Source organism: Dyella caseinilytica (assembly GCF_016865235.1).
Classification (GTDB): Bacteria; Pseudomonadota; Gammaproteobacteria; order Xanthomonadales; family Rhodanobacteraceae; genus Dyella_B; species Dyella_B caseinilytica.
Map to the genome: position 1 here is coordinate 1,643,094 of NZ_CP064030.1, position 22,321 is coordinate 1,665,414.

The 22,321-nt window shown below is 60.8% G+C and carries 24 protein-coding genes; 5 read left to right on the forward strand and 19 right to left on the reverse strand.

Going from position 1 to position 22,321, the window contains the following annotated elements:
• Window positions 1–45 precede the first annotated feature (45 nt).
• On the reverse strand, window positions 46–327 hold the full coding sequence (locus ISN74_RS07065) for a hypothetical protein (RefSeq protein WP_188798661.1): 282 nt from the start codon (window positions 325–327) through the stop codon (window positions 46–48).
• Between the two features lie 156 nt (window positions 328–483).
• Window positions 484–996: a peroxiredoxin gene (locus ISN74_RS07070; protein ID WP_188798662.1), complete on the reverse strand. Its 513-nt coding sequence runs from the start codon at window positions 994–996 to the stop codon at window positions 484–486.
• Between the two features lie 336 nt (window positions 997–1,332).
• Between ISN74_RS07070 and ISN74_RS07075 the strand changes: the two genes are divergently transcribed.
• Window positions 1,333–2,235, forward strand: a complete 903-nt coding sequence (locus tag ISN74_RS07075) for a DnaJ C-terminal domain-containing protein (RefSeq protein WP_188798663.1) — start codon at window positions 1,333–1,335, stop codon at window positions 2,233–2,235.
• 73 nt (window positions 2,236–2,308) lie between these two features.
• Here the strand turns inward: ISN74_RS07075 and pilH are convergent, their stop codons facing one another.
• The 8 genes from pilH to ISN74_RS07115 form a co-directional block, all read right to left on the reverse strand.
• Window positions 2,309–2,674 carry a twitching motility response regulator PilH gene (gene pilH, locus ISN74_RS07080; protein WP_188798664.1) on the reverse strand — a complete coding sequence of 122 codons (366 nt, stop codon included), beginning with the start codon at window positions 2,672–2,674 and terminating at the stop codon, window positions 2,309–2,311.
• A 236-nt stretch (window positions 2,675–2,910) separates the two neighbouring features.
• Window positions 2,911–3,915: an oxidoreductase gene (locus ISN74_RS07085; protein ID WP_188798665.1), complete on the reverse strand. Its 1,005-nt coding sequence runs from the start codon at window positions 3,913–3,915 to the stop codon at window positions 2,911–2,913.
• 14 nt (window positions 3,916–3,929) lie between these two features.
• Window positions 3,930–4,526: an LOG family protein gene (locus ISN74_RS07090; protein ID WP_188798666.1), complete on the reverse strand. Its 597-nt coding sequence runs from the start codon at window positions 4,524–4,526 to the stop codon at window positions 3,930–3,932.
• Between the two features lie 172 nt (window positions 4,527–4,698).
• Window positions 4,699–6,123, reverse strand: coding sequence for a dihydrolipoyl dehydrogenase (gene lpdA, locus ISN74_RS07095; RefSeq protein WP_188798667.1), 1,425 nt, complete (start codon window positions 6,121–6,123; stop codon window positions 4,699–4,701).
• Between the two features lie 120 nt (window positions 6,124–6,243).
• Window positions 6,244–7,443 carry a 2-oxoglutarate dehydrogenase complex dihydrolipoyllysine-residue succinyltransferase gene (gene odhB / locus ISN74_RS07100; protein ID WP_188798668.1) on the reverse strand — a complete coding sequence of 400 codons (1,200 nt, stop codon included), beginning with the start codon at window positions 7,441–7,443 and terminating at the stop codon, window positions 6,244–6,246.
• 84 nt (window positions 7,444–7,527) lie between these two features.
• Window positions 7,528–10,371, reverse strand: coding sequence for a 2-oxoglutarate dehydrogenase E1 component (locus ISN74_RS07105; RefSeq protein WP_188798669.1), 2,844 nt, complete (start codon window positions 10,369–10,371; stop codon window positions 7,528–7,530).
• Window positions 10,372–10,620: 249 nt separating this feature from the next.
• Complete coding sequence (locus tag ISN74_RS07110; protein WP_188798670.1) at window positions 10,621–11,133, reverse strand: DUF7931 domain-containing protein; 513 nt, start codon at window positions 11,131–11,133, stop codon at window positions 10,621–10,623.
• Complete coding sequence (locus ISN74_RS07115) at window positions 11,130–12,341, reverse strand: cupin domain-containing protein (protein ID WP_188798671.1); 1,212 nt, start codon at window positions 12,339–12,341, stop codon at window positions 11,130–11,132. Before ISN74_RS07115 ends, ISN74_RS07110 begins: the two co-directional genes overlap by 4 nt.
• 145 nt (window positions 12,342–12,486) lie before the next feature.
• Between ISN74_RS07115 and ISN74_RS07120 the strand changes: the two genes are divergently transcribed.
• Window positions 12,487–13,095, forward strand: a complete 609-nt coding sequence (locus ISN74_RS07120; RefSeq protein WP_188798672.1) for a hypothetical protein — start codon at window positions 12,487–12,489, stop codon at window positions 13,093–13,095.
• Window positions 13,096–13,162: 67 nt separating this feature from the next.
• On the opposite strand, the gene ISN74_RS07125 is transcribed toward ISN74_RS07120, so the two are convergent.
• On the reverse strand, window positions 13,163–13,912 hold the full coding sequence (locus tag ISN74_RS07125) for a sulfite exporter TauE/SafE family protein (protein WP_188798673.1): 750 nt from the start codon (window positions 13,910–13,912) through the stop codon (window positions 13,163–13,165).
• A gap of 67 nt (window positions 13,913–13,979) precedes the next feature.
• Entirely contained in the window at window positions 13,980–15,347 is a 1,368-nt protein-coding gene (purB, locus tag ISN74_RS07130) for an adenylosuccinate lyase (RefSeq protein ID WP_188798674.1), read from the reverse strand.
• Between the two features lie 185 nt (window positions 15,348–15,532).
• Between purB and ISN74_RS07135 the strand changes: the two genes are divergently transcribed.
• Window positions 15,533–16,933: a class II fumarate hydratase gene (locus tag ISN74_RS07135; RefSeq protein WP_188798675.1), complete on the forward strand. Its 1,401-nt coding sequence runs from the start codon at window positions 15,533–15,535 to the stop codon at window positions 16,931–16,933.
• A gap of 15 nt (window positions 16,934–16,948) precedes the next feature.
• Here the strand turns inward: ISN74_RS07135 and ISN74_RS07140 are convergent, their stop codons facing one another.
• From ISN74_RS07140 to ISN74_RS07170, 7 genes are all read right to left on the reverse strand, one after another.
• Window positions 16,949–17,518, reverse strand: coding sequence for a DUF2884 domain-containing protein (locus ISN74_RS07140; protein ID WP_188798676.1), 570 nt, complete (start codon window positions 17,516–17,518; stop codon window positions 16,949–16,951).
• Window positions 17,519–17,566: 48 nt separating this feature from the next.
• Window positions 17,567–18,091 (reverse strand): hypothetical protein, encoded by a 525-nt coding sequence (locus ISN74_RS07145; RefSeq protein WP_188798677.1) that lies wholly within the window; start codon window positions 18,089–18,091, stop codon window positions 17,567–17,569.
• 50 nt (window positions 18,092–18,141) lie between these two features.
• Window positions 18,142–19,110: an ABC-2 transporter permease gene (locus ISN74_RS07150; RefSeq protein ID WP_188798678.1), complete on the reverse strand. Its 969-nt coding sequence runs from the start codon at window positions 19,108–19,110 to the stop codon at window positions 18,142–18,144.
• Window positions 19,107–19,964, reverse strand: coding sequence for an ABC transporter ATP-binding protein (locus tag ISN74_RS07155; protein WP_188798679.1), 858 nt, complete (start codon window positions 19,962–19,964; stop codon window positions 19,107–19,109). Before ISN74_RS07155 ends, ISN74_RS07150 begins: the two co-directional genes overlap by 4 nt.
• The gene (locus tag ISN74_RS07160; RefSeq protein WP_188798680.1) at window positions 19,961–20,335 is read right to left on the reverse strand and encodes a GntR family transcriptional regulator; all 375 of its coding nucleotides are present in this window, start codon (window positions 20,333–20,335) and stop codon (window positions 19,961–19,963) included. Before ISN74_RS07160 ends, ISN74_RS07155 begins: the two co-directional genes overlap by 4 nt.
• 4 nt (window positions 20,336–20,339) lie before the next feature.
• On the reverse strand, window positions 20,340–20,660 hold the full coding sequence (locus tag ISN74_RS07165) for a hypothetical protein (protein WP_188798681.1): 321 nt from the start codon (window positions 20,658–20,660) through the stop codon (window positions 20,340–20,342).
• Between the two features lie 225 nt (window positions 20,661–20,885).
• The gene (locus ISN74_RS07170) at window positions 20,886–21,539 is read right to left on the reverse strand and encodes a YidC/Oxa1 family membrane protein insertase (protein ID WP_188798682.1); all 654 of its coding nucleotides are present in this window, start codon (window positions 21,537–21,539) and stop codon (window positions 20,886–20,888) included.
• A gap of 127 nt (window positions 21,540–21,666) precedes the next feature.
• Here ISN74_RS07170 and ISN74_RS07175 point away from each other — a divergent pair, with 127 nt between their 5' ends.
• Together ISN74_RS07175 and ISN74_RS07180 are read left to right on the forward strand one after the other, a co-directional pair.
• A complete protein-coding gene (locus ISN74_RS07175) occupies window positions 21,667–21,969 on the forward strand; it encodes a YciI family protein (protein WP_188798683.1) in 303 nt (100 codons plus the stop codon).
• The gene (locus ISN74_RS07180) at window positions 21,966–22,226 is read left to right on the forward strand and encodes a BolA family protein (RefSeq protein WP_188798684.1); all 261 of its coding nucleotides are present in this window, start codon (window positions 21,966–21,968) and stop codon (window positions 22,224–22,226) included. Before ISN74_RS07175 ends, ISN74_RS07180 begins: the two co-directional genes overlap by 4 nt.
• Window positions 22,227–22,321: the final 95 nt, after the last annotated feature.

Genomic DNA, 22,321 nt, shown 5'->3' on the forward strand with positions numbered 1-22,321 from the left:
GCCGATGGAACGCTCAATAAGGCGTGTTTCAACGCTCGAAAGTACTTACAAGTAGGTCACACTGAATAGCTTGGCATTTGCGCCAGAATAGTGGGCGAAATATTCGAGTAGGTCACTGTGTAATGCTTTTTGCGCGTCGGTGAGTGACACGGAAGACGTGGCGTCAACGGTGTCTGCGCGCGTCTTGGCACTGAGCATGCGGGAGGCTGAGGCCGGCAGGTACACGCTGCCATAAAAATGTATGGCACCTCTCGATGACGTAGCGTGGGCACTCGTCGCCAGCAAGAACATGGCAAGAAGTGCATTCGCTAAACGATGACCGTTCATGACAACCTCCCATGAATGACCCGGCCATTGCGCTGCATGCGCTTGTATCTATCATCGGTTGGGCTTTGACCAACGCGCACGTCCATTTGCTTTTACCGGATCGCTTCTAAGCGCCCGAACACATTATTGTGAGAAGTGTCTTGCCTGCGGCGTGATCTATATCTTGTAATTTTGTAGGGCGCTCCAAGGGGCGGCGTTCAATATCGCCTCTGCCGTGGTGACACGCAGTTCGCCAGGGTGTTCAACATAAAGTTGTTTGACCACGCTGTCATCCGCATACAACGCCGCACGCCGCGAGCGGACACCCATGCCATAGGCAGCGCCATCCATCTCCCAGCCCAATGCTTTGGTAAACGCTGCGTTGCCATCTGCGAGCAGCTTAAGTCCCGCGGGGACATGCTGCGATGCGGCCCAGGCTTTCATCACGAAAGGGTCGTTGACGGCCAGGCAATACACGTCGATGCCCTGATTCTTGAAGTCACTATAGTGTTTGACGTAACCCGGCAGATGGCGTTCCGAGCAGGTTGGGGTAAAAGCGCCGGACACCGCGAACAGCACGACCTTGCGTCCGGTGAAGAGTGCTGCGGTTTGGATGCGTTGGATATCGGCGTCACGATCGATGACCGCCACTTCAATATCCGGTACGACAGAATCGATTTGGATGGCCATATGCTCGCTGAAGAAAAGGCAACGTCGGGGAATAGCTGGCCATGCTAACGCTCTGGAGGGTGCGCTGTCGCCTTGAAACCGTCAGGTTGGGAACCATCTAGGGTTTGTTCGCACTAGTGGCGTGGCCTGCGCCGGGAGCTGCTGGCCGTTTGTTCAAGCCATTGCGGTGCAGCGTAGGGGCCTTCTGAACGTTTTGAACTCAAAATGTCGGTCCACACAGTATGTGGAATCGATCAGAGCACCCCTAAGTTGCGGAGGTGGCCTGCCACGGACGATGATCCATGGCGGGCCGCTTGTGTTATCAGAGCATCCCTTGATCGATGCCGGGGAGTGGCAGTGGAATTCAAAGACTATTACGACATTCTGGGCGTGAAGCCCGACGCCAGCGAGACCGACATCAAGACGGCCTATCGCAAGCTGGCGCGCAAATACCATCCGGACAAGAACAAGGACGCTGGCGCCGAGGAGAAATTCAAGGCAATCAACGAGGCCAATGAGGTGCTGCGGGACACTGAGAAGCGCCGTGCCTACGATCAGCTGCGCGCAGGCGGCTATCGCCCCGGCGAACAGTTTCGGCCGCCGCCGAACTGGGGGCAGGGCCAGGGCTACGACTTTGGTGAGGCAGGCGAGGGCGACTTCAGCGACTTCTTCGAAAGCCTGTTCGGCCGGGCCGCTGGAGGCGCCCGCCAAGGGGCTCCGCGGCCGCGCCGTGGCCGTGATGTGCAGGCCCATGTGGATATCGACCTGCAAACCGCCTTTGACGGCGGCCGTACGCGCTTGAGCCTGGATGACGGCAGCGGCAAGGAACGGGTCTTGGAGGTGAAGATCCCCGCCGGCATTCAGCCCGGCAAGATCATCCGCCTGAGCGGCCAGGGGCAGCCTGGTGCGGCGGGTGGCCCGAATGGCGACCTGCTGCTGGAAGTGGGTATTCGCGACGATGCGCGCTTCAAGCTGGACGGACGCAACGTGCTGCATGTGCTGCCGGTCAGCCCGTGGGAAGCTGCCCTGGGCGCGACTGTGCCAGTGCCGACCTTGGCGGGTACGGTGGATCTGCGCATTCCTGCAGGTTCACAGTCGGGACGCAAGCTGCGTCTGAAGGGACGCGGTTTGCCGGGACCGACGCCAGGCGATCAGCTGGTGGAGATATCCATCCGCGTACCTTTGGCGGAGAACGAAGCGCAACGCGAGGCATACGAAGCGCTGCGTACCCAGTTCGCGCACTACGACCCGCGACATTGACCGCAATTTATTTAGATCTGGACATGCAAACGGCGCCGCAAGGCGCCGTTTTGCCAGGCGCAGAAGAGACGTTTCAGGCCGTCAGCAGTTCTTTCAGTACGGCGATCAGTTCTTCTTCCTTGATTGGCTTGGTGACATAGGCTTTGGCACCCTGGCGGATGCCCCACACCTTGTCGGTTTCCTGATCCTTGGTGGTGACCAGCACGATGGGAATGCCCGCCGTTTCGGGATCTTTGCTGATCGTGCGCGTCGCCTGGAAGCCGTTGAGGTTCGGCATCACCACGTCCATCAGGATCAGGTCAGGCTTCTCGCGCTTTGCCACATCGACACCGGCGGCTCCGTCTTCGGCTGTCAGCGTCTCATGCCCAAGCTTCTCGACGATGCGCTTGATACCAAGAAGCTGCGACGGCGAATCGTCGACAATCAGGATGCGTGCCATAAGGTGGGAATCCCCTTGTTGTTTCGTGAATTCTAACAGGAAGTCAGATAAGTGCTGACCTGCACTTCCTCAACTTGCCGGACTCGGCACGTGTCCAAACCCGGTTCTGCCGGATCAGACATGTAACGTGCCAGATCGGCGGCAGCCCCCGTCCATGGTCTGCTTCAGCAGGTTTTTTCTCAACTACCTGTGGCGCTCGATCGGCGCCGCACCCAGTGTAAACGCGCCGGGCCGGGTCAAACGTTGCCGACGCGCACAAGCGTGCGGCCGAACGAGTCGCCCGCCAGCATACGATCGAAAACATCCGGAAGCTGCTCCAGCGTGACTTCCCGGGTGGCGATCCGATCGAGATGGCGAGGTTTCCAGTCGCTGGCCAGATGTTGCCATACCTGGTCGCGCTGGTCGCGGGCGGTGCCGGCAGAGGCGATGCCGAGCAGGCTGACGCCGCGGATGATGAACGGCATCACCGTGCTGTCGAACGCGATGCCGCCGGCGTTGCCGCAGTTGGCGATATTGCCGTAGGGCACGATCAACGGTAGCAGTCCGGCGAGCATGGCGCCGCCGACGTTATCGAATGCACCGCCGAAGCGGGCCGAGTCCATCGGTTTGCTGCTGAAGGTGAGCTGGTGGCGATCAATGCATTCGCTGGCGCCCAGATCGCGCAGCATATCGAACTCGGCCGCCTTGCCACTGATTGCGTGCACCTCGTAACCCGCGCGGCTGAAGATGTCGATCGCCAGCATGCCGACACCGCCGCTGGCTCCGGTAACGGCGATAGGACCCAGCGCAGGCTTCTGGTGGTTATCCTGCATGCGCAGTAGGCCAAGTGCAGCGGTGAAACCGGCGGTGCCGAGGATCATGCTCTCGCGCAGACTCAATCCTTGCGGCAGGTGGATGGTCCACGACGAAGCCAGGCGGATGTATTCGCCATAACCGCCGTCGCGAGTCTCCGAAAGACCACTGCCCGTGCACAGCACGTTGTCGCCTTCCTTGAAGTGCGGGTCGGTGGAGGCCACCACGACGCCGGCCGCGTCAATGCCGCCGTTGAGTGGATACTGGCGAAGAATTTTTCCCTTACCGGTACCGGCGAGCGCGTCTTTGTAATTCACCGACGAGTACGCGACCTTCACCAGCACTTCGCCAGCGCTGAGCGCTTCCGTGTTCATGGTTTCGATGCCGCCGCGATAGCCAGCAGCGTCGTTGTGGATACGGAAGGCGCGAAAATCGATGGGTGCGGTCATGGCAGTGGTCTCGCTCAGGCTTTGACGCTGCTGTTGTCGATCCATTTCGGGGTGTGGCCACCCTCGTACTGCGACATCCAATCGAACAGCTGCTCCTTATCATCGCCGAACCAGATGCTCTCGCGCTGCTCCGTGCGCAGGAAGGCTTCGTTCACCATGTGATCCATCATCTGGCGCAGCTGCGTGTAGTAGCCGCGCACGTTGAGAAATGCGCAGGGATATTTATGCAAACCGAGTTGCGCCCAAGTCAGCATCTCGAACATTTCGTCCATGGTGCCGAAACCGCCGGGCAGGGCGACGAAGGCATCGGATAGCTCATACATGCGCGTCTTGCGCTGATGCATGGTCTCCACCACGTGCATCTCGGTCAGACCGGCATGCGCCACTTCGCGTTCGACCAATTGCCGCGGGATCACGCCGATCACTTTGCCGCCAGCGGCCAATACCGCATCCGCAACCGTACCCATCAGGCCTACTTTGCCGCCGCCGTAGACCAGCGCAATACCGCGGTGTGCCATGGCAGTGCCGAAGGCGCGTGCGCTTTCCTCGTATTCGGGATGCTTGCCGGGGCTGGAGCCGCAGTAGACGCAAAGGGCGGTTGGGAGAGGCATGGTGGAGATCGCTCAATCAGGTCACGAAGTAAAAACGCACTGTATCGATGCGTTGTTTTCGCCGAAGCTGAAAACAACAGGCCCGCCCATGTCGCCACGAGCGGGCCGTCGATCCTATGAACTCCGGATCATCGCGTATTCACGCTCTGCCCGGGGCGAAGTCATCCTGACTTCAATTGCCCTTGTGAATGGCGCGCTTGTCGACCGAGAGTGCCGCTTCGTGCACGGCTTCCGACAGGGTCGGGTGCGCGTGGACGATACGGGCCAGATCTTCGGCGGAGCCCTTGAACTCCATCGCCACCACGGCTTCGGCGATCAGCTCGGACACGCCCGGGCCGACCATATGCACGCCGAGCAGGCGATCAGTTTCAGCGTGGGCGATCACCTTCACCTGGCCAATGGCTTCGTTCATCGCCACGGCACGGCCGATGGCGGCGAACGGGAAGGTGCCGATCTTGTAGGGGATGCCGGCGTCCTTCAGTTCTTTCTCGGTCTTGCCGGCCCAGGCGATTTCCGGCTCGGTGTAGATCACCCACGGAATGGTGTCGTAGTTGATATGGCCGGCCTTGCCAGCGATCCACTCAGCCACGGCCACGCCTTCTTCTGAACCCTTGTGCGCCAGCATCGGGCCGCGCACGGCGTCACCGATCGCCCACACACCATCAACGCCGGTGTGGTTGTGCTCGTCGACCACAATGCGTCCGCGCTCGTCCAGCTTCACGCCGGTGTCGTCGGCCAGCAGGCCTTCGGTGTAGGCGCGACGGCCCACGGCAACGAGCAGCTTGTCCACGGTGAGTTCGTGCGAGCCGTCCTTGTCTTCATAGGTCAGCGCGACTTCGTTCTTTTTGACCTCGGCCTTGGTCAGCTTGGCGCCGAGCTTGATGGTCAAGCCCTGCTTGGCGAATTCCTTGGCAGCGATCTTGGCGACGTCAGCGTCGGCGACAGACAGGAAATCCGGCAATGCTTCGAGGATCGTCACTTCCGAACCCAGGCGATTCCATACGCTGCCCAGCTCCAGACCGATCACGCCAGCACCGATCACGCCCAGACGCTTCGGCACTTCATTGATGTCGAGCGCACCGGCGTTGTCGATGATGTTCTTGCCATCAAACTTGGCGAACGGCAACTCGATCGGCACCGAGCCGGAAGCGAGAATCACGTTGGTGGCGCTGATGGTCTGCTTGCTACCGTCGTTGCCGGTGATCTCGACGTTGTTGCCTTTCAGCAACTTGCCCTTGCCGAAGAACGGCGTGACTTTGTTGGCCTTGAACAGCTGACCAATACCGCCGGTGAATTGCTTGACGATCTTGTCCTTGCGGCCGATGAAGGTGGCCATGTCGACCTTCGCATTCTCGACACTGATGCCGTGCGCCGGGAGGTTGTGCGAGAGGTTGAAGTACTGCTTGGACGAATCCAGCAGCGCTTTGGACGGAATGCAGCCCACATTGAGGCAGGTGCCGCCGAGCGCCTGCTTGCCATCTTTGCCAACGAAGGCATCCACGCAAGCGGTCTTCAGGCCGAGCTGGGCGGCGCGAATCGCGGCCACATAACCGGCAGGACCGGCACCGATGACGATAACGTCGAATTTGTCGCTCATGATTGGAGGTTCCTGGGGAGCGGATCGTGCCGTATATGGCGGCGTGTAAGGGATTTCGAAAGGGGCCAGTTCGACGTGGCGGAAGCGCGTCGCGCGCTCCCGCCAGTCAGGAGCAGGCAATTACATGCCAAGCAGCATGCGCTGCGGGTTTTCCAACTGGTTCTTGATATCAACCAGGAACAACACCGCGTCCTTACCGTCGATGATGCGGTGGTCGTAGCTCAGCGCCAGGTACATCATCGGCGCGGCGATCACTTGGCCGTTCTCGACGATCGCACGCTCCTTGATGGTGTGCATGCCGAGAATCGCACTTTGCGGCGGGTTCACGATCGGCGTCGACAGCAGCGAACCGAAGGTGCCACCGTTGGTGATCGTGAAGGTGCCGCCCTGCAGGTCGTCCAGGCCGAGCTTGCCATCACGCGCCTTCTTGGCGTAATTGACGATGCCCTTTTCGATGTCGGCGAAGCTCATGGTCTGCGCATCGCGCAGCACCGGTGTCACCAAACCCTTGTCGGTGGACACGGCGATGGAGATGTCCTGATAGCCGTGATAGACGATGTCGTTACCATCGACCGAGGCATTGACGACCGGATGACGCTTCAGCGCTTCGGTGGCTGCCTTCACGAAGAAGCTCATGAAGCCGAGCTTCACGCCGTTGGCCTTTTCGAATTGCTCGCCCAACGTCTTGCGCATCCTGCTGACTTCAGCAAGGTTCACTTCGTTGAACGAGGTGAGCATCGCGATCGAGTTCTTCGACTGCATCAAGCGCTCGGCGATGCGGGCGCGGATGCGGGTCATCGGCACGCGCTCTTCCGGACGAGAGCCTGGTGTCGGCGCCACGGCGGGAGCCGGCGCGGCAGCGCCACCCTTGCCGTAGTTCACCAAATCTTCCTTGGTCACGCGGCCATCGCGGCCGGTGCCGGCAACCTTGGACGGGTCGATGTTCTGTTCGGTGGCCACGCGCAGGCCGGCCGGCGACAGATCCGCGGCGCCCGTGGCAGCAGCTTTCGGTGCGGCAGGAGCAGGAGCGGCGGGAGCCGGCGCAGCAGCGGCCGGTGCCGGAGCCGGGGCAGCAGCCACAGCGCCTTCCTCGATGACCGCGATCACCTGCTGGCTGTTCACGGTGTCGCCGCTCTGGAACTTGAGTTCCTTGATCACGCCATCGACCGGCGAAGGCACTTCCAGCACGACCTTGTCGGTTTCCAGGTCGACCAGGTTCTCGTCGCGCTTGACCGCATCACCGGCTTTCTTGTGCCAGGTGGCGATGGTGGCGTCGGAGACGGACTCGGGCAGAACGGGGACTTTGACTTCGGTGGACATGGGTAAGGTGATCCTGTGGTTTAGCGCTCATCCCTGAGCGCGAGAGTCAAAAAGCGGTCATCCTGACCGCACTTCTAATAGTATTTATTCTGCTGAGTGATCAGGGCCGATCGGCGCGACCAGTGCCTGTTCGACCAGCGCTGCCTGTTCGGCAATGTGATCGTTGAGGTGACCGGCTGCCGGCGCCGGTGAACGGGCGCGACCGGCGTAGGAAAGGCTTTGCTTGCTGCCCACGCAGGCTTGCAGGTGATGACGGATCTGGAACCAGGCACCCTGGTTCATCGGTTCTTCCTGGCACCACACCACTTCCTTCACGGAAGGATATTTTTCCAGTTCGGCCGTGACTTCCGGACGCGGGAACGGATAGAGCTGCTCGACACGCACGATGGCGACATCGTTGATGCCGCGCTTGTCGGCTTCTTCCAGCAGGTCGTAGTAGACCTTGCCCGCACACAGGACAACGCGCTTGACCTTCTTCGCAGGCAGGTCGCGATGCTCGCCGATCACCAACTGGAAGCTGCCGTTCGCCAGTTCGTCCAGCGTCGACACAGCCAGCTTGTGACGCAGCAGCGACTTGGGCGTCATCACGATCAGCGGCTTGCGTGCCGGGCGCAGCATCTGACGGCGGATCATATGGAAATCCTGCGCCGGTGTGGTGGGCACGCAAACCTGCATGTTTTCCAGCGCACACATCTGCAGGAAGCGCTCCAGGCGTGCGGAGGAATGCTCCGGACCCTGACCTTCGTAACCATGCGGCAGGAACAGCGCGAGACCGCACAGGCGATCCCACTTCGCTTCGCCGGAGCTGATGAACTGGTCGATCACCACCTGTGCACCGTTGGCGAAATCGCCGAACTGCGCTTCCCAGATGTTGAGCGTGTAGGGATCGGTGGTCGCATGACCGTATTCGAAGGCCATTACGGCTTCTTCGCTGAGCAGCGAATCGATCACTTCGACATCGGCATCAGGACGCAGTGTCGCCAGCGGCATGAAGGTGTGACCGTCCTTCTGATCATGCAGCACCGCGTGGCGATGGAAGAAGGTGCCGCGACCGGCATCCTGGCCGACCATGCGCAGGTTGTGGCCTTCGTCGATCAGCGTGGCGTAGGCGAGATTTTCGGCGAAGCCCCAGTCACCCGGGAGTTCACCGCTGGCCATCTTGCGGCGGTCGTCGTAGATCTTGGCGACGCGCGACTGCAGCGTCAGATCGTTCGGCAGATCCAGGATGCGGTTGGCCAGTTCCACCAGCTTGGTCTTTGCCACGCCGGTGTTGGCCGGAGTGGAAAGCTTCTTGCCGATGAATTGGCTCCAATCGACTTCCACGTCCTTGGTCAGCGACGGATGCAAGTCGGTCATCGCCGCGCCAGCTTCGAGGCGGTCGCGGTAAGCATCAAACTGCTTCTGCGCATCGCCGTCGGCGAGCACGTTTTCCTTCACCAGCGCCTGCGCATACAGTTCGCGCGTAGTCGGGCGCTTGCGGATGATCTGGTACATCACCGGCTGCGTGGCTGACGGCTCGTCGGCTTCGTTATGGCCGTGACGGCGGTAGCAGACCAGATCGATGACTACGTCTTTGCGGAACTGCTTGCGGAATTCGTAGGCCAGGCGAGTTACCTGGATCACCGCTTCCGGATCATCGCCGTTTACATGGAACACCGGCGCGTTGACCATCTTGGCCAGATCGGTGCAGTACAAGGTGGAGCGCGCGTCCTGCGGGTTGGAGGTGGTGAAGCCCACCTGGTTGTTCACCACGATGTGCAGCGTGCCGCCGATCTTGAAGCCGCGGGCCTGCGACATGTTGAACAGTTCCATGTTCACGCCCTGGCCGGCCAGCGCGGCGTCGCCGTGGATCAGCACGGCCAGCGACTGGGTGCGCTCGTGATCCTTGCGGCGAACCTGGCGCGCGTGCACCGAGCCGGCCACCACCGGATTGACAATTTCCAGGTGAGACGGGTTGAACGCCAGCGCCACGTGCACACCGCCCTTGGGCGTACGCACGTCGGCGGAGAAGCCCATGTGGTACTTCACGTCGCCGGAATGGGCCGGATCGTCCACCACGTGCTCGAACTTGCCTTCGAACTCGTTGAACAGGGTCTTCGGCGGCTTGCCGAGGATGTTCACCAGCACGTTCAGACGGCCGCGATGGGCCATGCCGATCACCAGGTCCTTGATGCCGTTGTCGCCAGCGGCGCGGACGATGTCGTCCACCATGGGGATCAGGCTGTCACCGCCTTCCAGCGAGAAGCGCTTCTGGCCGACGTACTTGGTGTGCAGGTAGCGCTCAAGGCCTTCGGCCGCGGTCAGTCCATCCAGGACGCGCTGCTTGCCGGATTTATCCAGGCCGGCGCTGCCGTTGGCTTGTTCGATGCGCGAGTAAATCCAGTTGCGCTGCGCATGGTCGGAGATGTGCATGAACTCCGAACCCACCGTATTGGTGTAGACGCGCTTGAGGCGGGAGTACAGCTCCCGCAGCTTCATGCGCTGACCGCCACCGGCGAAGTTGCCGCAGTCGAACTCGGTGTCGAGGTCGGCATCGGACAGGCCGTGGAAAGGCAGGTCCAGATCCGGCGCATGCGTCTTGTGGGCCAGGCCCAGCGGATCCAGATCGGCGGCGAGGTGGCCGCGTGAACGGTAAGCCGTCAGCAGACGCAAAACACCCGCCTGCTTGCGCGCGTGCTCATCGCTGACCGGGACCGCCACGGCGCCATTCGGGCGCTGCTTTTGTGCGGCCTCTATACGCGCAATGGCCGCGGAATGGGGAACGTCCCCAGACTCGCGGCCTTTGAAAGTCTTGAAGTATGTATTCCACTCGGCAGGCACCGATTCGGGATCGGCCAGCCAGGTTTCATACAACGATTCAACATAATCGGCGTTGCCGCCTGCGAGTTGCGAGGATTCTGAAAACTCGCGGATTAGGTTTGTGCTCACGTCACCACCGGCAGGGAAGGGAGGCCCGCAGCGATCCGCCTTGGGGGAGGCGGTTTCGCTGGCGAAAAATCCCGTTAATTATAGCCTGTGGCTGCTGCGACGCGGCAAGTTGATTGGCAATTTTTGTCAGGATGGCCGGCGGCTGGCCGACGAATACGAATGCAGCAGAGACAAGGCCTTAGCCTGTCCGCCTGTCCCATGCTTGGAGAGGATGCCTTGTCCCGGGGCAGATCCTGTTCAGCGAACGGTTTACAAACCCAGCGGCTGGAGCTGGGTTGCCGGTGCGGCACGTTCCCAGATTCGTTCGAACTGCAGCAGCAGCGGGGCTTGGCCAGGGCCATCGCGCAGGGCGGCGCGCCCTTCCAGCCGCTCGGCATCCGGCAGGAACAGGTAGCCATCGGTATCGTTGAGCAGCCACGCGCTGCTGGCCGTCGCCTCGCTGGTTTCTTCGTCGGACGGCATACGGATCTGGATCGCCGTGGACAGCCGTTGCGCCAGATCGATGAGACGGTGACCCATCCGCAACGCCGCGTTCGGGTTGCCGAGGATCAGGCGGATCTCGGCACCGCGTCCGGAGGTAGCAATTCGGCGCAATTCGGCCAATTCAAGCGGACTGCCCAGCATGTCCGGCGACAGCGCAGGGAGATAGATGGCCAGCTTGTAGCGGGCAGCGGCCAGCAACTGCAGCCGTGCCGCCGCTGCCTCTTCGCGGCCTGCTATCGCATAGGAACCAGAATCCGGCGGCGATGGTGATGTACTCAAGTGCGGCGTCCTCGCAGTTTGCGGACAATCAGGTAACCATCATTGACCAGGGCCAGCAGCAGGGCGCGCTCGGCGGCGTTCGGCTTATGCGGTGGCGCGAGAATGCGTTGCCCGCAAAGTTGCGTCGCCAGTGAGACCGTGGCCGGGTAAGCATGGCCGTTGGCGAACAGGGTGCACTGCGAACGATGCTGGGCCCAAGCCATCCGCGACCATGGATGGCGCAACAGCGACGCGCCGGCATCCAGTTGTTTTACCAATGCAGCTTCGGTCATCGGCTTGCTTGGTGCGAGCGGGGTCTGGGCGCTGCGGTAACGGGTGATGAAGCGGCCAAACCAGTCGGCAAGGGTGTTGTCATCCAGTCCTGCGGCGAGCGGCACGGCTTCCCGCGCCCGCTGCAGCGCTGCCTTGTCGATCTCGCCGGGGCGCTTGACCGGTGCAAGGTCCGGGTCGGCGTAGCGCTGGTCTTCCGTCAGATGTTCGGCCAGATAGTCGGCCAAGTCGCCTACCAGTTCGCCTTGCGACGGCGCGCGCATGCCGACCGAGAAGGTCATGCAGGGGCCGCCGAACGCCACGCCGTCGTGCGGAACGCCGGGAGGCAGGTACAGCATGTCACCGGGTTCGAGCAGCCACTCGTGCGTGGGTTCGAAATGTTTGAGTTGCTTCAGCTCCACATCGCTGCGGAAATCCTTCGGCGCATTCGGATCGATGCTGATTCCCCAATGACGCTGACCGAGCCCCTGCAGCAGGAATACATCGTATTGGTCGACGTGTGCGCCGACGCCGCCGCCGGGTTCGGCGTAGGAAATCATCACGTCATCCACGCGCCAGCTCGGCAGGAAGCTGAAATGATCGAGCAGGGCGGCAACATCCATATCCCACTTGTCGACGTCCTGCACCAGCAGCGTCCAGTTCGCGTCGCCGGTCTTGGCGAAATCACTTTCGCTCAAGGGGCCGGTTTTTACACGCCAGCGTTCGCGGTCTTCATCGTGCTGGATCAGGCGCGACAGAGCGCTTTCTTCGCAGGCGAGGCCGGCAAGGTCTTCCGGTTGGACGGGCGACTGGAAATCAGGGAATGCGTTGCGGATCAGCAGCGGACGCTTCTGCCAGTAGTCGCGCAGGAATTGCGCGGCAGTCATGCCAAGCGGCAGCTTTGGGGTGCCGCGTACTTCGATCGGCAGCGGCTTGCGGGAAGGGGAGGCGAGAGTCATGGGGTGGCATTGTAGGCAATCCGCCTGCAGATAAGCGCGTGTGGACTCGCCAAAACAGTCCATCCGGCACATGTGTCTGGCTGCACCAGGGATATGCTCGGCACGCCCTTTCTGTCCGGGCACAAAACCAAAACGGGAGGAGAGTATGGCTGCGGTAAGACTGGCTGCACCGAAGTTCCTCGTGTCATGGATAACCGGCGTCGCGTTGCTGATAGGGGTGGTCTTCCCAGTCGTGGCAACCGATACATCAGATCCCAATGCGGTCATGGCAGGACCGCAGCACGACGGCTCCCACGATTTCGACTTTCTTATCGGTGACTGGAAAGCGCATGTCCGTCGCTTGCCCGACCGCTTGGTCGGTGCGCATGACTGGGTGGAATACGACGGTATTTCCAACCACCACAAGCTGTTCGATACCAATGCCAACGTCGAGCAGTTCGAGGTCACCAGCACGGACGGGAAGGAGCGTCTTCGGGCGCAGACTTTGCGCATGTACAACCCGCATACGCATCAATGGATCATTTACGGTTTCGATGCAGACAATGCCGAGCTTGATCCGGCGGCGCCCGTCGTAGGCGAATTTCACGGCAACCGCGGCGAGTTCTACAACCGGATCACCTGGAATGGACGCGTCGTATTGGTACGCTGGATGTGGCTCAACGTCTCGCCGCATGCAGCGCACATGGAACAGTCGTTCTCAGCGGATGGCGGCAGAAATTGGGAAGTGAACTGGATCTGCGACCTGTCGCGGTAGTTTCGGCGACCGATGCAGGTAGCCACGGTGAACATGGGCGGCTACCTGCGTCAAGCATGCGCAATCGTCAGCGCAGCAGGTGGTAGAAGTTGTACAGCCCCAGCGTCAGCACGGTCAGGCCCGCCAGCAACGTGGTGACACGTGGCGGCAGACGGCGCACCAGCCACGCGCCAAATGGCGCGGCAATGACTCCGCCAAGGATCAATCCAAGCACCACGTGCAGCTTGCTTTCGCCGATGCTGAGCAAGAAGGTGATGCTGGCCGCGAGGCTTACGATGCACTTGGCCAGATGCACGCTGCCGATCACCATGCGCGGCTCCTGACCACGCGCCACCATGGTGGTGACGGTCAGAGCACTCCAGCCGCCGCCGCCGGCTGCATCGAGCAGACCTGCAACAAAGCCCAGGATGCCGGTGCCGCGTGGTACATCTGTCCGGCGATCCTTGCGTTGAGCGGTACGAAACAGCAGGAAAAGGCCCATGAATAGCAGATAGGGCGTAAGAAAATACCGGATCCACGTCGGTGGCAGATGGGCCAGCAGGGTCGCGCCAATCACTGCGCCGATCACGCCGGGAATGGCCAGCATCCAGAACAGACGCTTCTGCACATTGCCCGCCCACCAGTGGCTCAGGCCGGAGGCGCCGCAAGTGAAGGTTTCCGCATAATGCACGCTGGCGCTGGCGAGTGCCGGTGGCATGCCCATACCAAGCAGCATGCCAGCGGAGGTCACGCCGTACGCCATACCCAGCGCACCGTCCACCAACTGGGCGAGCGCACCGATGCCGGCGAAGATCAGGAATTCGGAAAGGGGCGACATGATGCTCGTTTGAACCGGGCAGTGGTCATCATGGCAAATGCCACACTGCCTTGTCCGGTCCGGCAGATCAGATCGTCTTTGCCAGATCGGTGGCGAGGCCGGTGTAAGTGCCGGGCGTCAGATCGAGCAGGCGCTGCTTCGCATCCGCCGGCAGCGCCAGGCTGTCGATGAATTGGCGCATGGAATCACGGGTGATGCCTTGGCCGCGTGTCAGCGCTTTCAATTGCTCGTAGGGCTCGGGCAGGCCGTAGCGGCGCATCACCGTCTGCACGGCTTCGGCAAGCACTTCCCAACTGGCGTTGAGGTCAGCTGCGAGGCGGTCCGCATTGACGTTGAGCTTGCCAAGACCTTTCTGCAGCGATTCCAGCGCCACCAGCGTGTGACCGAAGGCCGTTCCCAGCGCGCGTAGGACGGTGGAATCGGTCAGGTCGCGCTGCCAGCGGCTGATCGGCAGCTTTTCCGCAAAATGGCCGAGCAGGGCGTTGGCGAGACCGAAATTGCCCTCGGCATTTTCGAAATCGATCGGGTTGACCTTGTGCGGCATGGTCGATGAGCCAACTTCACCGGCCTTCAGCGCTTGCTTGAAATAGCCCAACGAGATGTAGCCCCACACGTCGCGCGCCAGGTCGATCATGATGGTGTTGGCGCGGCGGATTACATCGCAATATTCCGCAACGCCATCGTGCGGTTCGATTTGGGTGGTGTAGGGGTTGTAGTCGAGACCGAGGCTGGTCACGAAGTGCTGCGAGAACGCACGCCAATCGACTTCCGGATAGGCAATGGCGTGCGCGTTGTAGTTGCCGACGGCGCCATTGATCTTGCCCGGCACTTCCAATGCGGCCAGCTGCTTGCGCTGGCGCTCCAGGCGCGCCACCACATTGGCCAATTCCTTACCCAACGTGCTGGGGGAAGCGGTCTGGCCGTGCGTGCGCGAGAGCATCGGCAGATCCGCGTTGGCATGCGCGAGCTCGCGCAGCTTGGTGATGATCTTGTCCAGCCACGGCTGCAGCACGTCAGCGCGCGCATCGCGCAGCATCAGTGCATAGGAAAGATTGTTGATGTCTTCGCTGGTGCAGGCGAAATGCACGAATTCTTTCGCCTGGGCCAAGGTTTCATCGTTGCCGATGCGTTCCTTGATGAAATATTCCACCGCCTTGACGTCGTGATTGGTGGTGGCTTCGATCGCCTTGATGCGGGCGCCGTCCTCGACGCTGAAATCCGCTGCGATCGCTTTCAGCTTGGCAATCTGTGCCGACGAGAAAGGTGGCAGCTCGGCGATGCCCGGTTCGGCGGCCAGTGCCAGCAGCCATTCGATCTCCACGTGTACGCGGCGATGCATCAGGCCGAATTCGCTGAAGATGGGGCGCAGCGCTTCGGTCTTGCTGGCGTATCGGCCGTCCAGCGGGGACAGGGCGGTGAGGGCGTGGGTGGACATCGGGCAGCTTCCGGGGGACTCAGAATCCGGCATTTTACATTGCCGCCGGGTTTACGTCGGCAGGCCTATAGTTGACGGGTGAAAAATGCGCGGAAGGGTTGCTATGTGGCCGCCAGCGCCTTATCTCACGTCACATCTTCAAATTAGTACGACCCCAACCAGTTCCCCTGTTACGAGGCATTGCCATGAGCGGTTTTCGTATCGAGCACGACAGCATGGGCGAGTTGAAGGTGCCTGCCGACGCCCTGTACGGCGCGCAGACCCAGCGCGCGATCGATAATTTCCCCATCTCCGGCCTGCATTTGCCGCGATCCTTCATTCGGGCGCTGGGGCTGATCAAGGTGGCGGCCGCGGAGGCGAATCTCGCACTGGGGCATCTGAAGAAAACGCAGGCCTCGGCGATCCGCAAGGCTGCCTTGGCAGTGGCCGAAGGGAAGTTCGATGACCAGTTCCCGATCGACGTCTTCCAGACCGGTTCGGGTACCAGCACCAACATGAACGCCAACGAGGTGATTGCACATCTCGCAGCGAAAGCGGGTGCCAAGATCCATCCGAACGATCATGTGAATTACGGGCAAAGCTCCAACGACGTGATTCCCACCGCCATCCATGTCAGCGCGACCCTGACCACGCATGAAGAGCTGCTGCCAGCGCTGAAACGTCTCAAGCGCACGATCGATCGACGCGCACAGCAACTGCGCAATGTGCCCAAGACCGGGCGCACGCATCTGATGGATGCGATGCCGGTGACCTTCGGGCAGGAGCTTTCCGGTTGGTCGGCGCAAATCGAGTCGGCCATCGAGCGTATCCAGGATAGCCTCAAGCGTATGCGCCAGCTGCCGCTGGGTGGTACGGCGGTAGGTACGGGTATCAACGCTGATCCCAAGTTCGGCACCGCAGTGGCGCGTGAGCTGAAGAAGCTGACCGATGTGCGTTTCGATTCCGCGGACAATTATTTCGAAGGCATGGCCGCACAGGATGCAGCCGTCGAACTTTCCGGTCAGCTCAAGACGCTGGCGGTGGGCTTGATGAAAATCGCCAACGACTTGCGCTGGATGAACTCCGGTCCGCTTGCCGGCATCGGCGAAATTGAATTGCCAGCGTTGCAGCCTGGCTCGTCGATCATGCCGGGTAAGGTGAATCCGGTGATTCCCGAAGCCACCGCGATGGTGGCGGCGCAGGTGATCGGCAATGATGCCGCGATTACTGTGGCCGGCCAGTCGGGCAACTTCCAGCTCAACGTGATGTTGCCGCTGATCGCCTACAACCTGTTGCAGTCGATCCATATTCTCGCCAACGTCTCGCGTTTGCTGGCGGATAACGCGATTGCCGGTTTCCGCGTTAATACGGAGCGCGTGGATCAGGCGCTGGCAATGAATCCGATCCTGGTGACGGCATTGAATCCGGTGATTGGCTACGAGAAAGGTGCAGCGATTGCCAAGCAGGCTTACAAGGAGAAGCGTCCGATCATGGACGTGGCGCTGGAGAAGTCAGGATTGTCCAAGGATGTGTTGACGAAGCTGCTGGATCCGCGAGCGTTGACCAAAGGTGGCATCCATGGTGAAGGCGGTGGTGGTGGCGGTTGATTCACCGCCATTTTGTCAGTTAGCGACGGTGTCGTCCTTGCAGTCGCTGATGTCGTGATTGGTGACGAGATGACTATAGGGCTGGAAGGCAGGAAGCTTGGCAGCAAGTTGGTCCTGTGCGGTCTGAATGGCACCAAGGTCTTGGCATATTTTCAACGCCGACTGCTTCACTAGCTGGGCCTTGGCTTCGACATCCTGCCCGATCTGTTCGGGATGGCCGCTGGAGAGTGCCTGGGTCACACTCTTTGCCACTTGCTCGCCTATGGCCGCGCCCGCCTTGCCGGTGGCGATGCCATCCGTGCGCACCATCATGGCATTTTGGTAGTAGGTTTTTAGCAGTTCGCGCACGGCTGGATCAACGGCAACGGCCTGCTGGTTGATCTGCAGATCGCCATTGGCGCTGATCACAGCATCCGGTGCATTCGAAACGTACACCCTGATCTGCCCATCGCCTGCATGGATGCCGCCGTGGGAAAGATGAATGCCGGGACCGATGTTGACAATCGAATAGTCACTGCTGCCGTGGCCGCAGGCAGTGAGCAGACTGCATAAAGCCAGGGTTCCGAGCACATTTGCATAGTTCATGGCGATGCCTGTTGTTTGGGCGATGAATGCGCTTGGCAGAGCAGGGGGTCAGTTCTTGTTGTCGTTCTGGCAACTGGTGACGCTTTTTTGGGTCATGAGGTTTCCGTATGGCTTGAACTCGGCAAGCTGCGCGCTGAGCTGATCTTGCACCGTTTTGATATTGGCGCTGTCCTGGCACATTTTCTGGCTGAGTTTGCTCAATTGATCGGCGCCTGCTGAGGCATCCTGATCCTGGTCGGTTTTGGATTTGCCTTGCACTTTGTTCGCTAGTGCTTTAACTCCCATCCCGGCGCCAACCTTGCCCATTTCCTTGCCGGTTTGGCTCACGTCGTGGACATTTTGGTAATACAGCATCAGCAGTCCACGTTGAGCGGGATTGATCGTGATCACCTTATCAGCGATCTCCAGGTCACCGTTGGCGTTGATGGCGGCATCCGGCGTGCCGCTGACGTGCAAGGTCACGATGTTGTCTTTCAACGTGATCGCGCCATCCTCCATCGAGGTATCAGGTATGTCGCAGGCGCTGATGGCGGTGCACAGCGCAAGCAGCAGGATCGTTCGTTGGTACTTCATGATGTGTTCCCCTATCTGATCATGGTTGGCCAAGCGAAAAGTGTGTCGCTTCAGCTGTCGTCGCGCCAGCGGCGGAACCAGACGGACAGGGCGAGCATCGCGACACCGGCGACGGCGCCAATCCAGATGTCGGGCTTAGCCAGAACGCTGTAGGCGTTGGACAGGCTGAAGAAGTCACTGATGGCTTGCGGATCATGGCCGATCTGCACCAGGCCTGTGTCCTTGAACCAGCCGCCAGGGAAGACGCTGAACAACACGCGCGCCAGGATCTCGCGCCAGTACCAGTCGCTTCTCACGTCAAGCAGGCCGAGAATGTGGAACCAGCTCAGGATGACACCCAGCGCGACCGGAATCACCACTGCCCACAGGAAGGGTTTGCTCCTGGCCCACGACGAACACAGCATCAGCCAGCCGACGGTCGGCAGCGACCAGAGCATATAGATCGGAAGTGAGCCGATCAGGAAGCTGATTACCTGGAGGGGATGAGCCAACATCAGCAGCGACCACACACTCACACCGTGCAGTGACAAGGTGATAGCAAACAACAGTAGCATCGCAAAGCCGGTAAGCACGCCACAAGCGATCGCAATGATGGGTGCTGCGATGATCGCGGCGATGACCTTGGATGCAACGGTCTGCGTATTGGAGATTGGCAGGGATTTCCAGAACAGTATGCTGCGATCACGGCGGTCGTCATACAGCGCGCCAAGGCAGTAGAAAAACACGACGAAGCAGAAAACGATGCTGATCAGGAAACTGGCCGAAAGCATGGCCATATCCAGGCCGGAGCCCACCATCTGCATCTGATGCGCATCGAGCGAGTTGATCAGGCGGGGGAGGTTTTCGAGGTCGCCGGCATCACCGAAATGGAAGCCATGATGCACGCCGAAGACTTCGCCGCCGATGATGCCCATGATGTTCAATAGCAGGAACACGCCGCCTGTGATCACCGGGGCCCAGAAGAAGCCGCCGCGATGTTCCCAGAATTCGCGCTTGATCAACCAGTAGACAGTTTTCATGCGTAGGTCCCCTTCATGGTGGCGACGAACAGATCGCTGACAGAGGGGCGGCGGATTTCGCCGAGCGCCTGCAAGCGCGAGTGTTCGATGCCATCGAACAGGAAAATGCTTTTGCCAAATACCTGCCGCTCGTCCATGGGATTGAGCTGGCGTGCAGTGGCGGCCATGTCGGCGCTGCACAGGACTTCGGCGAAGCGTTCGCCGACCGCTTCCATGTCGGTATCGAGCACGATCTTGCCGTCGCGAATGAACATCAGGTCGGTGAGGATGTGTTCGATCTCCTCGACTTGATGGGTGGTGACGATAATCGTCTTGTTATCGTCGAAGTATTCTTCCAGCAGACTCTGGTAGAACTGTTTGCGGTAGAGAATGTCCAGGCCGAGCGTAGGCTCGTCCAGCACCAGAACTCGCGCATCAATGGCCATTACCAACGCCAGATGCAGCTGTACGATCATGCCTTTGGACATTTGCCTTACGCGTTGATCGGGCGTGAGTTTGGTGCGCGCCAGGAAGGCTTCGCATTTGGCGCGGTTGAAGCGTGGATGAATGTTGGCGACGAAATCGACCGCCTCGCGCACGCGTATCCACCGCGGCAGCACCGCAACGTCGGCGATAAAGCACACTTGCTCCATCAACTTGTCGCGCTGGGTGCGTGGGTCCAGTCCCAGCACGCTCAGGTGGCCCTGGAAATCGGTCAGACCCAGCATCGCTTTTAATGCCGTGGTCTTGCCGGCGCCGTTCGGGCCAATCAGGCCCACGATGCGGCCGGGCTGGATATCGAAGCTCACATTGTCCAGCGCAACGGCATTCTTGTAGCGCTTGCTCAGACCGCTGGCGGTGACGACAGCATTCATGAGTGATTCTCCGTATCCTGTGACGCTTCGCGCATCAGGGTTTTCAGGTCCAGGCCCAGGCGCTGCAGGCGTGCATACAGCGCCGGCCATTCCTCGCGCAAGAAGCGCTCGCGCTCAGACTTGAGCAATGCCTCACGGGCTCCATCTGTAACAAACATGCCCAACCCCCTCCTTTTTTCCACAAGTTGATCGTCGACCAGTTCCTGGTACGCCTTGGACACGGTGAGCGGATTGATCTGGAAATCCGCCGCCACCTGACGCACTGACGGCAGCGGGTCGCCCTCGTTCAAGGCGCCGTCCAGGATCATCGCCACAACGCGTTCGCGTAGCTGGCGATAGATCGGGACACTGTCGTTCCAGGTGATGGACATGGATTTATTCCTTGCTGATGCTGGCGAGCTTGGTGTTGCCAAACGAATAGTAGGGCATGGCCAATTGCGCTCCGAGCAGGCTTGCGCCGCTTTCGGACTCGCGCGCGATGGGCGAGTTGGCGATGGTGAGGCTGGCTGTCGTCAGCAGCGCGGCGGCACGCTTGTCTTCCGCTGAGGGGCGCACTTCCACCGGGGCCAGGTTGATGACCTTCACGCCATCGATTTCGGCTACGGGGGCTTTGGGGGTATTCGGGCTCATGGCAATCAGGCTGACCGAGGTGAACAGAACCGCGGCAGTCAAGGCGATCGGATTCGGTGCTTTCATGACGGCTCTCCTTAGTGATCTCGTGGACCGGTGTTGTAGTGAACTATAACACCATCTACGCAGGTGTCAACGACGACCGGATATGACTGATGGCCTAGGTCGAGCTAACCGCGAAATGGCGCTGGGCTGGGGTTCCTGGCCCGAGACATAGCCTGCGCCGCCACCGCACGAAGCGGCAGCGGCGGGTGTCAGGTATCCGCCCTGACAGGTATCAGCAGGTGGGGATCAGCGGCGGGAGGTGCGCGGCCGAGCGGGGCGCATCACGCGCCGGCGGAGCAGGGCTGACTGCAACACGCTTACGCTTCCAGCGCCGGCCCAGTAAAGGCACAGGCCGGCGCTGAGGTGCCAGGTGACTAGAAAGACGACAACCACCGGCAGCCAGTGCAGCAGCGTGCGCGCCTGTTCTGGCATCGTTGGATGAAGCAGCATGGCGGCGCAGGTCAACAGGGTTGCGATCAGTGTGAGCCAGATGTCCGGGCGCATCAGCTTCCCGATCCATAGAAACGCGCCTGCGCCAGCAACACTCTGGCGGATGGCCGCATAAAGGCCGGCGCCGAGCGGAGCCTGCACCATAGCCGTAAGCATTCCGCTCCCCCATCCGCTGGTCATGCCGTGTTGCCGGTAGAGATCCTGCACGGCGCCGGTGTAAGCGGCTGGATCTTTGGCGTGACGCTCGCGCAAGCGCTCAAGCTCGGGTTTCAGCTTCAACAGCTTGCGCTGGCGATGCCAGGATTGCTCGGCGGCGTGCAATGTCATCGGCAGCAGAAGCAATCGCACGGAGATCGCCATGGCGATGATGGCAAGGCCATAGCTGCCATCCAGCCCGTGGGCGAGTTGTGTCAGCAGCCCGGAAAGTCCATCTACGAACATCGACCACATGGCAGTGCTCCCTGTGCATTGCGCCTGTCCTGGCCAGATGGGCCTGAACGGATGTGATTCAAGCCTGTCGCGTGCTCGCTGGCGCAGTCAGCTAAAATCACGGATTGCATGAGGGAGCACGACAACGATGTGGTACGCCATCCTTGGCACGGATCATCCTGACTCGCTTGATCGCCGCATGGCGGCGCGCAGCGCCCATCTGGCTCGGCTGGAGGCCTTGCAGCAACAAGGTCGCCTGTTGCTGGCCGGCCCCTTTCCGGCGATTGACGCCGAGCAACCCGGCCCCGCCGGTTTCACCGGTAGCCTGATCGTGGCCGAGTTCGCCTCCCTGGCCGACGCCGAGCAATGGGCCAAGGCCGATCCCTATGTCGAGGCTGATGTGTATGCCAATGTCAGCGTCAAGCCTTTCCGCAAGGTGCTTCCTGCATGACCGCGGCGATGGTCGAGGAAATCCGCCAGCGCCTCACGGCGGCGCTACATCCCGTTGAACTGGAAGTGCTGGACGAGGGCCATAAGCACGCCGGACATGCCAATGAGGGTAAAGGGCATTTCCACGTACGCATCGTCAGCCCCGCTTTTGCCGGGGCTTTGCCGATCAAGCGGCACCGGCTGGTGTATGCGGCGCTGGGAGAGCTGATGGACAACGGGATTCATGCGCTGTCCATTGACGCCAAGGCGCCGGATTGAGCCGAATCAATCACTTGTCCGTGCTTTCCCGGATCTGTTCACGGTCCGGACGCATTGCGGCGCTGTCCCACGTTTGGCACAGTGACCCATCGCCC

What these genes read in the sequence shown, in the direction of transcription:
- ISN74_RS07065 (WP_188798661.1), bottom strand. Translation starts at nt 327, where the DNA reads ATGAACGGTCATCGTTTAGCGAATGCACTTCTTGCCATGTTCTTGCTG.
- ISN74_RS07070 (WP_188798662.1), bottom strand. Translation starts at nt 996, where the DNA reads ATGGCCATCCAAATCGATTCTGTCGTACCGGATATTGAAGTGGCGGTC.
- pilH (WP_188798664.1), bottom strand. Translation starts at nt 2,674, where the DNA reads ATGGCACGCATCCTGATTGTCGACGATTCGCCGTCGCAGCTTCTTGGT.
- ISN74_RS07085 (WP_188798665.1), bottom strand. Translation starts at nt 3,915, where the DNA reads ATGACCGCACCCATCGATTTTCGCGCCTTCCGTATCCACAACGACGCT.
- ISN74_RS07090 (WP_188798666.1), bottom strand. Translation starts at nt 4,526, where the DNA reads ATGCCTCTCCCAACCGCCCTTTGCGTCTACTGCGGCTCCAGCCCCGGC.
- lpdA (WP_188798667.1), bottom strand. Translation starts at nt 6,123, where the DNA reads ATGAGCGACAAATTCGACGTTATCGTCATCGGTGCCGGTCCTGCCGGT.
- odhB (WP_188798668.1), bottom strand. Translation starts at nt 7,443, where the DNA reads ATGTCCACCGAAGTCAAAGTCCCCGTTCTGCCCGAGTCCGTCTCCGAC.
- ISN74_RS07115 (WP_188798671.1), bottom strand. Translation starts at nt 12,341, where the DNA reads ATGACTCTCGCCTCCCCTTCCCGCAAGCCGCTGCCGATCGAAGTACGC.
- ISN74_RS07120 (WP_188798672.1), top strand. Translation starts at nt 12,487, where the DNA reads ATGGCTGCGGTAAGACTGGCTGCACCGAAGTTCCTCGTGTCATGGATA.
- ISN74_RS07125 (WP_188798673.1), bottom strand. Translation starts at nt 13,912, where the DNA reads ATGTCGCCCCTTTCCGAATTCCTGATCTTCGCCGGCATCGGTGCGCTC.
- purB (WP_188798674.1), bottom strand. Translation starts at nt 15,347, where the DNA reads ATGTCCACCCACGCCCTCACCGCCCTGTCCCCGCTGGACGGCCGATAC.
- ISN74_RS07135 (WP_188798675.1), top strand. Translation starts at nt 15,533, where the DNA reads ATGAGCGGTTTTCGTATCGAGCACGACAGCATGGGCGAGTTGAAGGTG.
- ISN74_RS07140 (WP_188798676.1), bottom strand. Translation starts at nt 17,518, where the DNA reads ATGAACTATGCAAATGTGCTCGGAACCCTGGCTTTATGCAGTCTGCTC.
- ISN74_RS07145 (WP_188798677.1), bottom strand. Translation starts at nt 18,091, where the DNA reads ATGAAGTACCAACGAACGATCCTGCTGCTTGCGCTGTGCACCGCCATC.
- ISN74_RS07150 (WP_188798678.1), bottom strand. Translation starts at nt 19,110, where the DNA reads ATGAAAACTGTCTACTGGTTGATCAAGCGCGAATTCTGGGAACATCGC.
- ISN74_RS07155 (WP_188798679.1), bottom strand. Translation starts at nt 19,964, where the DNA reads ATGAATGCTGTCGTCACCGCCAGCGGTCTGAGCAAGCGCTACAAGAAT.
- ISN74_RS07160 (WP_188798680.1), bottom strand. Translation starts at nt 20,335, where the DNA reads ATGTCCATCACCTGGAACGACAGTGTCCCGATCTATCGCCAGCTACGC.
- ISN74_RS07165 (WP_188798681.1), bottom strand. Translation starts at nt 20,660, where the DNA reads ATGAAAGCACCGAATCCGATCGCCTTGACTGCCGCGGTTCTGTTCACC.
- ISN74_RS07170 (WP_188798682.1), bottom strand. Translation starts at nt 21,539, where the DNA reads ATGTGGTCGATGTTCGTAGATGGACTTTCCGGGCTGCTGACACAACTC.
- ISN74_RS07175 (WP_188798683.1), top strand. Translation starts at nt 21,667, where the DNA reads ATGTGGTACGCCATCCTTGGCACGGATCATCCTGACTCGCTTGATCGC.
- ISN74_RS07180 (WP_188798684.1), top strand. Translation starts at nt 21,966, where the DNA reads ATGACCGCGGCGATGGTCGAGGAAATCCGCCAGCGCCTCACGGCGGCG.